Here is a 15,102-nt window from a genome sequence, read left to right as displayed (position 1 = left end):
GTAATAAAATTTTCTACTACAAAAGAACTTTTTACACTTAGTATTAAAATAACAATTATATTTTTAATACTAAGAAAATTGATAAACTTTAATAAAGAAATCTACATAAGTTCATGATATTTATTTAAAACATAAGAATTGTTATTTTAATTCCATAGTAACTGCTTTATCTTCATAAACTTCTAATGATTTGTCTGGACTATCATATATTAAATTATAAGTTTTATTTTCTAATATTCCATTTAATGTTACAACTCCAACTCCTGATTCAATACTTTCTACATTTTCTACATTGTTATTACTTTTTGTTTTAATATCATCTCTTGAAATATTTAATCGTAAATTTACCATTGTTGGATACTTAGTTTCATAATATATTTTTGTTTTATTTTCTTCTCTTATCACTTTAGTTATATTCAATTCAGAATCACTGGTAAAATTAAATCCATTTTCACTTAATGTTAAACTTATTTCTTTTTGCAATTTTTCTCTATATGCCTTTTTAAATTCTTTTGCTTCCTCATCGGTAGATGGCATTTCTTCTGGAGAATAGTGTTGCTTATTTTTATAAGGAATAAATGTTAATGAATTTAATTCTGAATCATTATTTGAAATTTCACATCTAAATTTTCCTCCACCAACTCCTGTACTTTCATTGCAATTATCAATTTTAACTTCTCTTCCTTTATCATCAACAACAATATAATTCATAATTGATATTTTATCTTTAGAATCTTTAAATGTCCCACTTATATAAGTGCTTATAGGTGTTACTATTACATTTTTTATTTTATAATCCCCTACAGTATTATCTAATGAATATTCTTCTATTTTACTCTTAATTTTTTCACTAGATATAGGAATATTAAAATCCCATTTATATTTTTCATTGTCAATTTCATCTTCAATACTAATATTAAAGTTAAACGTATCTAAAATATCTAATTGTGTTAATCCCATAAATGAATTATCATACATGGTATCATCTATATCAAAAATATTAATTCCACCAACAGTATTACTATTTATAGGCTTTGAATATCCCGAACTAGTTAGATTTACTTCTTTTCCATTTACTGAAACTTTAGTATTTAGAAAAGATGATAATTTCGCAAGTTTTTCTAAAGAATCCGCCACTGTACCTTCTACTTTATATGCTATTTTAAGCTTATATCCATCATAAAGCACACTTGTTATTGTAAAATTTACTCCATTACTCTCTTTAGTTATATTTACATCAGATGCATAATCAGAATATTGAGGTGATAGTCCCATTATTTCAGCTATAAAATCCTTAACTGGAAGACCTAATGCATTAGCTGTCGTAGTTATCCCCACACCTATACTGGCAAATAATACACAAAAGCAAATAACTGCTATACTAATAACTTTTCTATATCTTTTTTGTTCTTTAGGCTTAAGTGAATCCAATGTTTCTTGAATCATTAGATCTATTTTATCTGGAACATTATTATACTTACTTTTAATTTTATCTTTTAATATTTTATCAAAATTTTTATTGTCCACTTTTATTTTTCCTCCTCTCTAACTATTCTAATTTTAATAACTCGTAAAGCTTTTTTCTAGCTCTTAAAAGTCTTGTCCTAACTGTAGTTTCATTAATATTTAAAATTTTAGCAATTTCTTTTTGAGGAATGTCGTCAAAATAATACAAGACTACTAATTCGCGTAAATCTTCATCAATGTTATTTAAAGCTGTTTCTAAATCTATATCTTGATATTTATCCTCATAATTGCCTTCTATAATTGTTTCATCTAAATAAATAACTCTTTTTTCTTTTTTAATTATTGCTTTGCATTCATTTATAAGAATTCTAATAATCCAAGTCTTAAAGTACTCATGTTTTTTTATTTTTACTATATTCTCATAAGCCTTTAATATTGTATTTTGAATGGCATCCTCTACTTTCTCTTCATTTTTTAATATTCCTTTCGCTACTCTATATAATGACAACTTATTTTCTGTAATTAATTCTATAAAAGCTTCTTTATCCCCCTTTGAAGCTTTATATTCAGTACTACATTTTTTCAATTTATTATAATCAACTATATTATTTTCAACTTTTCCTTTCTCACTTTTATTTTGAGTTATATTCATTTCATATAATTTGTTTATTTGTTGCTTTATAATATTTAATTTTCTATCTAAAATATCATTCTTTATATTTAAATTTATAAAATTAAATATATCTATACAACTAAAAAAATTATTAAAATAACTACTATACATTTTATGTTCTCCTCCTTTCAATATAAAAGACTTTATTTATTTAACTACTTATTAGATGCTTTTACTCTTAATAATGTTCTAGTATTTTTTTATATTTTATATAAAATTTGTATTTACTCTTATTCTAAACTATTTTCAAATATTTTTTAGTAATAAAAATATAATGCTTAGATAAAAAACTTTATAAATAAAAAGAAAGGGTACACTACATTTTAAGTAGTGTACCCTCCTAGTTTTGCAATACAATATAACTTTACTTAGTTATATTTATTCTCTTTTCAATTTGTTATTGAATTGAGTTTTCGTATTGCTCTACCATTCTTTTAACCATTTCGCCACCTACGGAACCACATTGTCTTGAACTTAGATCACCATTGTATTCACTAAATGGTACTCCTAGTTCATTAGCTACTTCGTTCTTGAATCTAGCTAATCCTTGTTTTGCTTCTGGAACTAATACGCTGTTTGACATAACAATCCCTCCTCGGCTATTGGTATTTATATAATCAGGAAAATTTAAATTTTATTTAACTCTTCCTGGCTACACTATTATATTATCCAATATAGATATATATATTCTTGGTAATTAAATGTACTTATAGAATATAATACAAAATAAATTTATTATTACACTATAATCTAATATTTAAGGGTTGTTAATATATAACTTTTAAATTATAATATAATAAATACTTTGATAATCAAAATGTTTAACAATCAAATTTGTTTGAAAGGATAAATGAATATGAAATTTAATTCACTTAAAATAAGTAATTTAATAGCAAACCTTCCAATAATACAAGGTGGAATGGGAATAGGCGTGTCCGCTTCAAAGCTTGCATCAGCGGTTGCTAATGCTGGAGGAATAGGTATTATTTCTTCTGCTCAATTAGGCTATAAAGATTCTAATTTTAATAAAGATGCTTTAGGTTCAAATTTAAATGCATTAAAAGAACATATAATAACTGCTAAAAAGAATGCTCCTAATGGAATAATTGGAGTTAATATAATGGTTGCAAGCAGCAACTATGCTGAATATGTAAAAACAGCTATTAATGCTGGTATTGATTTAATAATATCTGGTGCTGGTTTACCTACTATGCTACCTAAAATAGCAAAAGATTCAAAAGTAAAACTTGCACCTATAGTTTCATCATTAAAGTCTGCAAAGGTAATCTTAAAATTATGGGATAGACATGATAATATAGCTCCAGATTTAGTTATTATAGAAGGTCCTAAAGCAGGTGGACATTTAGGATTTAAAGAAGAAGAACTAAAAAATGATAATATAAATTTTGATGACACTATAATTCAAATAATTGAAGAAACAAAAAAATATAGTGAAAAATATAATAAGGAAATTCCTGTAATAGTAGCTGGTGGTGTTTATGACGGCTATGATATTGCTAAATATCTTAAACTAGGTGCTAATGGTGTCCAAATGGCTACACGATTTGTTGCTACTTACGAATGCGATGCGTCACAAGAATTTAAAGATGCATATATTAATTGTTCAAAAGAAGATATAGATATTGTTAAAAGTCCTGTTGGAATGCCTGGCAGAGCTATAAAAAATGATTTCATAAAAAAGACTTTAACAGGTAGAGAAAATATAACTAGTTGCTATAATTGTTTAACTCCTTGTGATCCTAAAACAACACCTTATTGCATAAGTAAAGCACTTATGAATGCTGTTAATGGAAACATTAATGAAGGACTTATCTTCTGTGGAGAAAACGCAAGTAGAATTGATAAAATGATGTCTGTTAAAGAACTTATGACTGAATTAGAAGAAGAATTGAGAAAAGCTTAATATAATCTATTCACATTTTATTGATATATTCATAGGTAAAGTTGTATAAATTAATTAAACTTATCCATAATAAAATAAATATATTCTCATTTTAACCTAAATATATAAGATTTTAATAATTACCCTTATTTTTAATTTTATTTGATAATCCTCAAGGTTAAGTTAAAATACAACTTTGCTTATTATATATAATAGTAAAAATTATCTATTTAATTATTTACTTTTTAAAAGATATTGATATTAAAAAAATCACTTAATATCAATATCTTTTTTTATTTAATTTTGGCTCTGTTTTAGCACAGTGTTGATATGTGCATAAGCACAGTGGGCCGAGTAATTAAACTTAGGAATGACACTTTACCTATTGCATATATCAACACACATTTAAAACGGAGTATTAATTTTAAATATAAAAAAAGCTAGAATTTATATTCTAGCTTTTTCTTATGGCAGGGGCACTAGGATTTGAACCCAGAACCAATGGTTTTGGAGACCACTACTCTACCGTTGAGCCATACCCCTAAGTCGTTTTTAATTTTAACATGAATACCATATTTATGTCAACAAGATTTAAAAAATAACTTAATAGTAAAATTAAACTTATCTTCTTTTTTTATACTTATTAAATTTAAAATTCTAAGATAAAATACATAAAATATAATTTTCAACTTTTAACTAATAATAAAACATTATCTTATCTAATTATATTAAATTTATTCATAACATAATTAGTTTATATTTTTATTTAATCAGTATTTATTTATATCATCTTTTAAATTTATTGCAGACGAATTTAATAATTCAGATCTAACTATAGACTCCTTACCATATTTTTTTCTTATCATATCCATTGTAATATCTAGACTCTTCTGTTTTTCATTATTTTTAAAATCAAAAAGACTAGGCTGATAATACTTATTATCACACAATTTAGTAAGTCTAACTCCTAATAAACGTATTTTTTCTCCTTTATAACATTCATAAAAAGCTTTTTTTATTCCTTTAAAAATTTCCATAGTATTATCTGTATAGTTACTTAAAACCTTTTGATGAGAATATAATATAAAATTATTAGTTTTTATGCTTACAGTAATAATAGAACATAAATTTTTACTTTCTCTAAGCCTTCTTGAAACATTTTCTGTAAGAGAAAGTAGGATTTTCAAAGCTTCTTCAGTATTATCAACATCCTTAGAAAGAGTCGTAGAATTTCCTATTCCTTTTATTTTTAAAGATTCTGATTCAACTAACTCAGAATTATCTATTCCATTAGCATATTCATATATAAGTTTTCCATGTGAATGCATTTTTTCAATTAAAAAATTAACATCTAAATTAGCTAGTTCTCCTATTGTCTTAATATTTAATTTAGCTAATTTCAATTTAGTAGATTTACCAACCATAAATAATTCTCCAACTGGAAGTGGCCACATTTTTTGTTTAATTTCATTTTTAAATAAAGTGTGTATTGAATTCTTAGGTTTAAAGTCACTTGCCATCTTAGCTAATAATTTATTTGTTGATATTCCTATATTACAGTTAAACCCAAGCTCTGAACTTATCCTGTTTTTGATATTTACAGACATCATATTATAATTACCTTTATAATGAGTACAGTCCATAAAACATTCATCAATACTATATCTTTCTATCTTAGGAGAATACTCCTTTAATATTTTTACCATTTCATTGCTAAGTTTAAAGTACCAACTATGATCTGGCGGATATATAACTAAATTAGGACATTTCTTTTTAGCTTCATATAAACTCTCACCTGTCTTTACTCCTAGCTTCTTGGCTGGTATTGATGCTGCTAAAACAACACCATGACGTTTTTCCTCATCCCCACCTATAGCTGATGGTATTTTTCTTATGTCTATATTGCTACCTTCATTTAAAAGTTTAAGTGCTGTCCAAGAAAGATATGCAGAATTAACATCTATATGAAAAATTAATTTATCACTTCTACCCAATATATCTACACTCCCTAAATGTATTCTTACTTCACTATAATTTTATACGAACATTAGTTCTATTGTAAAGTAAAAAAATAAATCTTTATTTAATAAACTAATTAAATAAAGATTTATTTTGTTTTTCTTCTTTTAAGCTTTCATATATATAAGTAGCACCTTCATGCCAAAGCTTAGTTTCTTCATTCTCTAAGTCAGAGTAAACCTTGGAATTATATACTTCCATTAAAGCATCTTCCAAGCTATTATGTTCTGTTTCAATGATCATACCTGTAACTTTTGCAACCTTAAAAGGAATAAATACATGTACATTTTCTTGAGTAATTTCAGGTAAAGACATACTATACCTCCTCTTTTCCAATAAACTTTAATGAATTAATTGCTTCTTCTGTATGAAAAGATATTTGATCTGCTAACTTATAAGTTCTAAGTTCTCTTATTGCAGATTCCATATCCATAAATCTATTTTCAAAAGCATTTAAACAAACATAAACTCTATCATCTGCTACTTGTCCTTCTACTATATCAAATTCATGTCTATATTTTAAATTCAATCTATTATCAATAACAAAATTTAACCATTCCTCACAAGCTTCATTAAATCTCTTAATTTTTAGAATTTTACTTTCTAATACTTTATCGTCAATCTCATAAATATTTAATATACCATATTCTGAGTTTTCTCTATTTTTCTTAATACTTGCCCATTTACATGCCTGTTCTTTACTAGTTGTAGTATAAAATCCATTTCCAAAATCTAAAGTTCTATTAGCTTTTATTATTTTAGGATCAGTAACAACTACATTACTACCATGATATAAAATCACAGCTCATACCCCCTATTTCTTAAAAATATCTCTATCTCTTCTAATATATATTCTTTTCCTTGAGTATGAAGCATATCATATCCATTTATTATAAATCCAAGTGCACCACTTGCTTTAAATAAATTAGCAACATCTTTTCCAGACATAGAATGTTTAATTTTAAAATTTTCTATACAAAATGATACAAACTCACTTATTCTTTCTTTATTATTTAATTTCACCATCTTAAAAAACCTCACATTCATAATATAATTATTCGTTGCAAAAAATTCTTTTTATACAAATATCATACTACCATATAACACTTTTTAATAAATTCGTTATTACTTCAATTATAACCTATATTATTTATTTTATAAACTTAATAAAAAACATACTATACCATGTTTTTAGTGAAAATTTGAGAGATGAGAATTGAAGGTTATAGTTGAAAATCTCATCTTTTCTAAAAAATATATTTTCAAAAATTCCCCAAAGGAATTTTCTCCAATCCTTTCCACTATCCACTCTTAATTCTCAACTACCTCTAGCTCTCAACTTTTTCATTTTTATCTCTTTTATAAATCTTACTTTCACACATAGATGAAATATTATCTCTAAGTCCATATATTATATGTAGGAGATGATCTTAAAATGGATATTAATGAATTAGTAAGCCTTATCGGTAATACTTTAGCTTTCCAGTAGCAGTAGGAAATTGCAATGTTTTTCTATATATTTTTTATGTAAATTAAAATACTATAAATAATTTATTATATATAATATATCTGTGTTTTCTTCAACTGATTTTTCAAATATTTTCATAATATCATCAATCAGTTTCCTATCATCCTCATCAAATTTCTCTACAAAAATCCCACATGAGTTCAATTCTTTTTTTAACTTATTAGCTGTATTTATTATATTTTCTTTATCAAAATCTACTATTATTTCCTTTACTCTATCTGCTGGAATGCATTTTAAATCAACATCTTCATGAAAAACATACGCCTGGCTTTGATCTATATTTTCAATTTCTTCAGTATCATCAGGACTAATTTCATAAAACCAGGTATCTATTATATGTTTTGCAATTTGTTCTTTTGTAGGATTCTTTATTTTCATCTCAGATTCCCACCTTGAGTAAGTATACTTAAAATCTTTAAGTCCTAAAAATAAATCCCGAAAGATTTTTTGGTTTTTCGAATTTTCATCCAAATATAAATCATGATAATAAGCTTCCATTGCAATGTCAGATATTCTGAAATCATCTTCACTATATTCAACTTTTTCATAACAGTTTATAATATTCTCTACTATATTTTGAAGCTTATCTTGACCCTCAAATGTTTTAATATACTCATTCTTTAGTTGTATTACTCTAATTTTCTCTATTCTCACAATAATTTCTCCTAAATATTTAATGTAAATTTATCTACAACATAAATTACTATTTATCTTTCAATAAATTATATCATATTTTGTAAATATAGTAATATTGATACTATTTATTAAAAATTTAAGAATTGGTGAAATTAACTTCTTAATCATAGTACAAGCCTTAAGTATTGTTTTGCCTAAAGAAAAAACCTTATAAAAAATTAATAATGTCAATCTACCCCAAAGCTCTGCTCCTTTGCATTATCAACTTTTTTTATTATACAATCTTGGTTTGCAAAACAGAGAAAATGATAAAAGAAAAGATATTTTAGGGGTGGTGGTGAGGGTAAATTTAGTATATGAAATCACTTGTTAAAATATGTTAAATTTAGTGCTATCAATAAATATTACTTCTTAGAATCTTCAATAATCTTCCTAGCAATTTCTATTGGTTCCGCATCAAGAGACATACCTTTAACGTTTGGCCAAAAAATGTAATCACTAATATCATTAAGTCCAAAACTTTTTTCCAATAATCTTAGGTAATAATTTTCATGATTAACAGTTATTTGTTCAAAAGTAGAAAATTCTTGTATTAACTCAGCTAACTGCTCTTCAGTTATCTCTGATACATATGGTGCTTCTGGCATTAAAAAATCTATAGCGACTTCCTCAATACTACAAGCACATTCATAATTATCAAACTCCAAAATATTAATTTTACGTTTTGTCAAATCTTTTAATTGTGATTTTTTCTCTTCTATATCTTTTGCTACAGCTTCGCTCTCAAATAAAACCTTATCATCTTCAACGCTCCACTTTTCTAATTCTAATTTTCTAGAAATATATTCTATTAATTCTATTGTCTTTGATAATAATTTTTCGTCTATACTTGGTACTTTAAGTTCCTTTCTTAATGTCATATGAATCCTCCCCCAATTTAATAATAACCATTATATAAAATTACCATTTATAAGTTAACTATATCATGTTTTGTAAATACTCCATATTAAACAAACTTTATCTAATGCTAAGAAGATTATGTTTATAACAAAAAGTTTATAAGGAGAATTCCAATTGAAAATCTCTTGTGTCATTTTCGTATAGTTCTTTATTTATTTCTTCTGCCTCTGTACATCCTATTGCAAAGTAAAATGCAATTGTTTCCTCAGCTGAACCAGCACAAATATAAATTTTATCTGCGTTCCATTCTCTTGCTACATTTGCCGAAAGTATAAATAACTTTTTGCCTATTCCTTTATTTCTACATTCTAATGTTACAAACAATTGGTCTAATAAAACATAATTATGCCTTTCACCGAAGAACTGACGATTAATTGTTGCAAATCCTAATAATTTATTATTCCTATTAAAAGCACCAATTGCACTTCCCTTATTTAAAATAGTTTCTTTTAAATGGCTAATGTGATATTCATAACCATTCGGCCAGTTGCAATCTTGGTAATTTATTTCTACTAACTGACGTTTTCCATCTACTTCTCTCCACGCTTTTCCTATATATTGAGATGGGTTCATTTCATTTATACACTGACATTCTTCTAATGTTACTTTTCTATATATAACATTACTCATAAATTCACCTCCACATATACCTAATATACATAATCTCTATCTTAATTTTATGTTATTATTATACTAAAATTGTATATATTTGTATAATTAAATATATAATACAAATATCTATATTCACATTCTTATCTAACAACACTTTTAATTAAAGTCTATTTTAAAATTTAGATGTTATAGTTCCTTGATGAAAAAACATTTTCTACTTTCCATTAGTATATTTCCATATAGATCTACGTAGTGAATATTTTTTATTTTCATCAATCTCATTATGCTTAATTAATTTATACATTGATAATATGCAATCAGATGATAGCTCTTTTATTCTAAAGTTTACAATTTCCCAATTAAATTGAATATTATCCATTTCATCTTGAAATACATCACCATTCTTGTAATAATATTCTTTACCTTAACTAGAAAACTCAATAAAATCATTTGCCAAAACTTGATTTATTTTTTCTGATGATTTTCTTATTTCAGATTTTAATAAATCAGTTTTTGCTTCTAATATTTATTCTTGACTAAATTCCATATTGTTCCCTCCGACATCCTATTTAATATATATTATATTATACTAACATTATTAATTCTTATTATATCTATATCAGGATAGTTATTTCTCAAATTTTCTAATGTTGTTTCATTAGCTTCTAGCGAATAGAAAAATTCATATTTTTTTAAAGCAATCTTATCTGCTTTTAGCCTTTCTAAATCTTTTTTAATTTTACAATTACTCATTGGATTCGTGGAAGCAAAACATTCACATATTATTGTTTCATCATCGCTTATAATATCATATCCTCCTTGAGTTCCAAAGTTAACTACAAACTCTTTATTTTTGTATTTTTCTAATAAAATATACAATGCTTTTAGAGAAACGATATAAGTAAACATTTGATTAAGCTGTTCAATTATATTTAGTTCATATCCAAATAACGGTTCATATCCACATTTCTTAAATTTTAATTTAAATAATATCTCTAAACCTGTATTCTGATTAATCATTAATTTTAATTTATTAATTGTTAATTCAGCATTGCTTCGTATATTCTTTTCATAAACTTGCAATTCTTCCTTATTTATAATTTTAACTTGTTTTTGAATCTTCATATTTAGTACTCCTATTTTTATGTAATACATACCAAATTATAACATATTTTCTTGACTTATAGCTTTTTCTAATGATGCCCTTATTGGTATTAAATTTGGTATCTTCATAGATTCTTCAAAATCTACTCTATCCATATTACAATTTGAATTATGTATTCTTACTTCACTATAATTTTATACGAACATGATAGTATCAATACTTAAAGCTTGTATTATAATATTAAAATTTAAGTTTTGCCCCCCACTTTACCCCTTATAAAATAACATTATTTAGGATATATTAATACTAAGGTTTTCCTAGTACTTGTGCCTGGAAATTTTATTAGAAAAACTTTCCTAAAGATGATTTCACCTAGTTTTATTATTTCAATAAAAATGCAACTTAAGTTAATATTTATACAAAATTATTTTTTATATAACAATCGCCCGCTCAATCAACCGATTAAGCGGGCGATTAAGCGGGCGATTGATTTTAATCTATTAATTCATATCTAGTATATGAACCCTTACCTATTCTCTTTATTTTTCCTAATTCTTCTAAATATTTAAGTAATGCTAATACTTTTGTTTTTCCGAATCCAAAGGTATTTCTACATTTCTTGTTACTAATACATCTGTTTTTTATTATCTACTCGGTACTTTTTGATTAATCCATTAAATAATGTAACATTCTTATCCTTACCAAACTTAAAAGCATCTCTGCTTTGTTGATTATTTATTGAACCATATTTCTTAATATATTCTATAATTTTAGTTTCATCTTCAGTTAAACTCATTTCATTAATTCTTTTTACTGCTAGATTATAATCATAATTTAAAGAATATACTTTTCCTTTTCCATAACCATCTACTACTAATGTCCCTTTTTCAACTAAATAATGTAGTATTCCAGTTATATCATATGAGTGTTTATCCATCATTAATTGAATACGAGCATTATTCACACTGCCTTCTAAATATGCCGTTGCAAGTATTAATACTTCATCTTTATTAAAAGAATTAAAATCTTTATCAAATATACTTTTTAAAGCTTCTAAACATTCTTCTGGTAACATGGATATCATCCATAGTTTTAAAGACACCTGACTTAAATTAATTTCTTCTTTTAACTCAGGTGTCCTCCAATTTTGTTCATTCCATGCAGCTAATATTTTAGGGAATCCTGATCCTGCACCTTCACCTAGTCCTATTAAAGAAAACATCTTTTGAATTCTAGGATTTCTACTTTTAGAATTTCTCCCCTTAAATATGCTTTCAAGATCTATTTTTAAATTTCCTGGATTAGTAAACTCTAAACTATCCTTAGTTTTTATAATTTTTAATGTTCCTTGTATATTAAAATCAGCATGTATTATTTGGTTTACAAATGCTTCTCTTATTGCTTGGTGAACTAAAGTATCATCCTTACGCTCTAAATTTTCTAATTTAAATGGTACTTTTACATTGCTTGTCAGCTTATTTATTACTGTAAAATAAAAGTTATAAAGATTATTTTCCCACGTTCCATCTATGGTAAATCTATCTGACCATCTTTGGTTAGAATCCACATTAATTTCTTCTCTAAAATCTAAATTTATATTAGCAAATAAATCTCTAATATAAATACCTTTTCCAAACATAAGCATTCCTGCTACTGTTACACCTTTAATTTTCCTTCTTCTATCTTCCTTTATTCCACCTAACATTTCAACAAATTCTTCATTACTAAGATCATTCCAAGGATGATCTGGCTCTCTAGAACTAAACCTATTCCTATATTTTTTTATTGTATCTTCATCTAAATCTTTTATATTATAATCCTCAAGTATTACACCGTCATTACCTTCTTCTGATGCATCTCTTATCATTGCATTAACTTCATCTTCTGTTGATTTATAATCTCCCTCAGCATTACGTTTATAAGTTCCTTTATAAGGATTTTCATTTAAATATATAGGTCGTTGTTTATAACTTGCTCTTGGAATATTTATTACTAAAACATCTTTATCTTTAATAGTTAATTTTTGTACATCCTTATCAATTAATAAATTTTTATTTGTTTTACTTCCATTTATGGTATTCCAAAAATCTTGAATTCTTTTATCAATATTTTTTACACCCTGAACCTCAAAAGTACCCTTACTTTTATTTTCTTTAATTCCTAAAATTATTATTCCACCTCTTAATTCTATGTAATAATTAACAATAGTATCAATTGCTGATTCCTCACTATCATATTCATATACTGAAATATATCTTTAGGAGATTTTATTTTTTTAATAACCATATATCTCTCCAATTCCCCCTCATTCAAATTACTATTTATTTCAATAATCTAAAACTAGTTTATTGTTCTAAAGTTTTCAATGTTTCAATATCAATATTTTCTTCATAATTCACTCCATCTATTTCAAATCCATTTAATTTCATAAATTCTCTTTTATACCCTTCATAATCAGATAATATTTTAAAATTTTCAGGAGTAATTTTTCTCCATAAATCATCTACTTGATTTTGTATATCTTCCCTTAGTTCCAAATCATCCATCCTCAGCCTGCCTGAATCATCAAACTTTAATGTAGTTCCTGAATAGATTTTTTCTGAAAACATTCTTTGGATCTGCATAATACAGTTTTCATGTACACCATTTTCTTTCATTACTTTATATAATACTGCTGCATATAACGAAAATGTTGGAATATATGCACTTGCTTTTGTGACTAATGCCTTATTTACAGATATAAATGCTTTTCCATCGATATTTTTCTTCCACTCTTCATTAATTTTCAAAGCAGTATTTTCAAGATGACATTTAGCAGTACCTATTGTACCTCCTCTATAAATTTTATAAGTTCTTTGTGAACCAATATACGAATAAGCAATTGTCATAGCTTTCTTTTCAATACAGTCATTTTCTAAAAGCAACCTACACCACTCATTCCAATCTTCCCCACCCATAACTTTCTGGGTAGCTTCTATCTCTTCTTGTGTTGCAGAATTAATCTTTGTCATAACTAACTCATCTTTTTCTATATCGATTGTAGGTCCATAAAATGTTTCATCAGTAGCTTTAATTGTTGAATTATAAGTTTTACCTGTTTTAGGGTCTTTTCTTCTTGGTGATGCTACACTATAGACAAACAAATCAATTTTTCCAAATTCCTTCTTTATATAATTGATTACTATTTCTTTTATTTCATCAGAAAATGCATCACCAATGAAATTTGTAGCAATGAGCCCTTCCTTTTCTGCAAATTCTTTAAAAAATATATTATTATACCAACCTGCACTTCCTGTTCTTCTATTTGTAATTCCAGTTTCGAAAGAAACTCCTATTGTATCTGCTTTTGTTCCCCCAAAAGCCAATGAAATTCTAGTTGCAAGACCAAAACCTGATGAAGCCCCAATTATCAATACTTTTTTTGCTCCATTAAATTGTTTTGCATTCTTACAATATTCTATCTGATTGAATACTTCTTTCCTACATCCATATGGATGAGCTGTTTTTGCCATCCCTTTAACCAATTCGGCTTTAAATATCATTATTATATCCTCCAATCATATTATTTTAGTATAATTCTAATTCAATAATAATATTTTATCAGATGGAGTATACTACAACCTCAAGCCTTTTTTTTATTTTCTTTAATTACTTTTTCTAATACTGGACAGTTTAATTCTTTCATTTCATCTTCAAATTTTATTAATAATTCCTTTTTTTTATTAAGATTTAATATTTTTTCTTCTATATCATTAAGTTTGTTAGCTATAACATCTGCTAAGTCGATAGCTCCATCTTCAGCATTTAAACTAATAGAGAAGAAATCTGATATTTCTTTTAATGTAAATCCAAATGATTTGGATTTTTTTATTAACTTTAATCTGTATATATAAATTTCAGAATATTTTTTATATCCATTTTTAAATTTCATTGGTTTAGGAATCAAATTTATTTTTTCATAGTATCGAATTGTCTCACTATTTATTTGTAGTATTTTAGACAATTCTCCAATAGTATAAAATCTTATTTTTTCTTTATTCATATTAATAATTACCTCAACGAAAAATTGAATATTATAAACAGGTTCATAATCTCACCTCAAAATTGAAATTTATAGAATTAAATTCTACTCATTTTAAGAATGTGTTGCACATAAATTCATAGAACTTTTGTTTTTCTTCCTAAATTAATAATTGCCT

Annotated in this window: 15 protein-coding genes, 1 tRNA gene and 2 pseudogenes; 1 reads left to right on the top strand and 17 read right to left on the bottom strand. The window is 25.6% G+C overall.

Going from position 1 to position 15,102, the window contains the following annotated elements; genetic code table 11:
• Window positions 1-141 precede the first annotated feature (141 nt).
• From RGC78_RS01430 to RGC78_RS01420, 3 genes are all read right to left on the bottom strand, one after another.
• The gene (locus RGC78_RS01430) at window positions 142-1,527 is read right to left on the bottom strand and encodes a DUF4179 domain-containing protein (protein ID WP_309555875.1); all 1,386 of its coding nucleotides are present in this window, start codon (window positions 1,525-1,527) and stop codon (window positions 142-144) included.
• 22 nt (window positions 1,528-1,549) lie between these two features.
• On the bottom strand, window positions 1,550-2,251 hold the full coding sequence (locus tag RGC78_RS01425; RefSeq protein ID WP_252224442.1) for an RNA polymerase sigma factor: 702 nt from the start codon (window positions 2,249-2,251) through the stop codon (window positions 1,550-1,552).
• Window positions 2,252-2,537: 286 nt separating this feature from the next.
• Window positions 2,538-2,723 (bottom strand): alpha/beta-type small acid-soluble spore protein, encoded by a 186-nt coding sequence (locus tag RGC78_RS01420; RefSeq protein ID WP_252214434.1) that lies wholly within the window; start codon window positions 2,721-2,723, stop codon window positions 2,538-2,540.
• A 273-nt stretch (window positions 2,724-2,996) separates the two neighbouring features.
• Between RGC78_RS01420 and RGC78_RS01415 the strand changes: the two genes are divergently transcribed.
• On the top strand, window positions 2,997-4,064 hold the full coding sequence (locus tag RGC78_RS01415; RefSeq protein ID WP_252214432.1) for an NAD(P)H-dependent flavin oxidoreductase: 1,068 nt from the start codon (window positions 2,997-2,999) through the stop codon (window positions 4,062-4,064).
• A 447-nt stretch (window positions 4,065-4,511) separates the two neighbouring features.
• Here RGC78_RS01415 and RGC78_RS01410 read toward each other — a convergent pair.
• The 14 genes and pseudogenes from RGC78_RS01410 to RGC78_RS01350 form a co-directional block, all read right to left on the bottom strand.
• Window positions 4,512-4,586: transfer RNA gene (locus RGC78_RS01410), tRNA-Trp, on the bottom strand.
• A 227-nt stretch (window positions 4,587-4,813) separates the two neighbouring features.
• Entirely contained in the window at window positions 4,814-6,040 is a 1,227-nt protein-coding gene (locus RGC78_RS01405) for a Y-family DNA polymerase (RefSeq protein ID WP_309555910.1), read from the bottom strand.
• 94 nt (window positions 6,041-6,134) lie between these two features.
• On the bottom strand, window positions 6,135-6,377 hold the full coding sequence (locus RGC78_RS01400) for a hypothetical protein (protein WP_309555873.1): 243 nt from the start codon (window positions 6,375-6,377) through the stop codon (window positions 6,135-6,137).
• A gap of 1 nt (window position 6,378) precedes the next feature.
• On the bottom strand, window positions 6,379-6,864 hold the full coding sequence (locus tag RGC78_RS01395) for a DUF3990 domain-containing protein (RefSeq protein WP_309555872.1): 486 nt from the start codon (window positions 6,862-6,864) through the stop codon (window positions 6,379-6,381).
• The gene (locus tag RGC78_RS01390; protein ID WP_105177016.1) at window positions 6,861-7,088 is read right to left on the bottom strand and encodes a DUF3791 domain-containing protein; all 228 of its coding nucleotides are present in this window, start codon (window positions 7,086-7,088) and stop codon (window positions 6,861-6,863) included. The genes RGC78_RS01395 and RGC78_RS01390 overlap by 4 nt, the downstream gene beginning before the upstream one ends.
• 514 nt (window positions 7,089-7,602) lie before the next feature.
• Entirely contained in the window at window positions 7,603-8,244 is a 642-nt protein-coding gene (locus tag RGC78_RS01385; protein WP_309555870.1) for a hypothetical protein, read from the bottom strand.
• 386 nt (window positions 8,245-8,630) lie between these two features.
• On the bottom strand, window positions 8,631-9,146 hold the full coding sequence (locus RGC78_RS01380) for a hypothetical protein (RefSeq protein WP_309555869.1): 516 nt from the start codon (window positions 9,144-9,146) through the stop codon (window positions 8,631-8,633).
• A gap of 136 nt (window positions 9,147-9,282) precedes the next feature.
• The gene (locus RGC78_RS01375) at window positions 9,283-9,816 is read right to left on the bottom strand and encodes a GNAT family N-acetyltransferase (RefSeq protein WP_309555868.1); all 534 of its coding nucleotides are present in this window, start codon (window positions 9,814-9,816) and stop codon (window positions 9,283-9,285) included.
• A gap of 196 nt (window positions 9,817-10,012) precedes the next feature.
• Window positions 10,013-10,324 (bottom strand): annotated as a pseudogene (locus RGC78_RS16175) (DUF4440 domain-containing protein).
• Between the two features lie 53 nt (window positions 10,325-10,377).
• Window positions 10,378-10,923 carry a hypothetical protein gene (locus tag RGC78_RS01370; protein ID WP_309555866.1) on the bottom strand — a complete coding sequence of 182 codons (546 nt, stop codon included), beginning with the start codon at window positions 10,921-10,923 and terminating at the stop codon, window positions 10,378-10,380.
• Window positions 10,924-11,528: 605 nt separating this feature from the next.
• Window positions 11,529-12,770 (bottom strand): DUF8451 domain-containing protein, encoded by a 1,242-nt coding sequence (locus tag RGC78_RS01365; protein WP_309555865.1) that lies wholly within the window; start codon window positions 12,768-12,770, stop codon window positions 11,529-11,531.
• 42 nt (window positions 12,771-12,812) lie between these two features.
• Window positions 12,813-13,070 (bottom strand): annotated as a pseudogene (locus RGC78_RS01360) (AlbA family DNA-binding domain-containing protein); the annotation flags it as partial.
• A gap of 178 nt (window positions 13,071-13,248) precedes the next feature.
• On the bottom strand, window positions 13,249-14,445 hold the full coding sequence (fabV, locus tag RGC78_RS01355) for an enoyl-ACP reductase FabV (RefSeq protein ID WP_309555864.1): 1,197 nt from the start codon (window positions 14,443-14,445) through the stop codon (window positions 13,249-13,251).
• Between the two features lie 80 nt (window positions 14,446-14,525).
• Window positions 14,526-14,945 (bottom strand): MerR family transcriptional regulator, encoded by a 420-nt coding sequence (locus tag RGC78_RS01350; RefSeq protein ID WP_309555863.1) that lies wholly within the window; start codon window positions 14,943-14,945, stop codon window positions 14,526-14,528.
• Window positions 14,946-15,102: the final 157 nt, after the last annotated feature.

Origin of the sequence: Clostridium aquiflavi (assembly GCF_031344075.1) — a bacterium.
GTDB lineage: Bacteria > Bacillota > Clostridia > Clostridiales > Clostridiaceae > Clostridium > Clostridium aquiflavi.
This window is presented reverse-complemented; position numbering and strand designations above follow the sequence as displayed.

Excerpts from the sequence above, each read along its gene's own strand:
- fabV (WP_309555864.1), bottom strand. The coding sequence starts at position 14,445 with ATGATATTTAAAGCCGAATTGGTTAAAGGGATGGCAAAAACAGCTCAT.
- RGC78_RS01380 (WP_309555869.1), bottom strand. The coding sequence starts at position 9,146 with ATGACATTAAGAAAGGAACTTAAAGTACCAAGTATAGACGAAAAATTA.
- RGC78_RS01400 (WP_309555873.1), bottom strand. The coding sequence starts at position 6,377 with ATGTCTTTACCTGAAATTACTCAAGAAAATGTACATGTATTTATTCCT.
- RGC78_RS01370 (WP_309555866.1), bottom strand. The coding sequence starts at position 10,923 with ATGAAGATTCAAAAACAAGTTAAAATTATAAATAAGGAAGAATTGCAA.
- RGC78_RS01375 (WP_309555868.1), bottom strand. The coding sequence starts at position 9,816 with ATGAGTAATGTTATATATAGAAAAGTAACATTAGAAGAATGTCAGTGT.
- RGC78_RS01390 (WP_105177016.1), bottom strand. The coding sequence starts at position 7,088 with ATGGTGAAATTAAATAATAAAGAAAGAATAAGTGAGTTTGTATCATTT.
- RGC78_RS01425 (WP_252224442.1), bottom strand. The coding sequence starts at position 2,251 with ATGTATAGTAGTTATTTTAATAATTTTTTTAGTTGTATAGATATATTT.
- RGC78_RS01350 (WP_309555863.1), bottom strand. The coding sequence starts at position 14,945 with ATGAATAAAGAAAAAATAAGATTTTATACTATTGGAGAATTGTCTAAA.
- RGC78_RS01365 (WP_309555865.1), bottom strand. The coding sequence starts at position 12,770 with ATGATAAGAGATGCATCAGAAGAAGGTAATGACGGTGTAATACTTGAG.
- RGC78_RS01415 (WP_252214432.1), top strand. The coding sequence starts at position 2,997 with ATGAAATTTAATTCACTTAAAATAAGTAATTTAATAGCAAACCTTCCA.
- RGC78_RS01420 (WP_252214434.1), bottom strand. The coding sequence starts at position 2,723 with ATGTCAAACAGCGTATTAGTTCCAGAAGCAAAACAAGGATTAGCTAGA.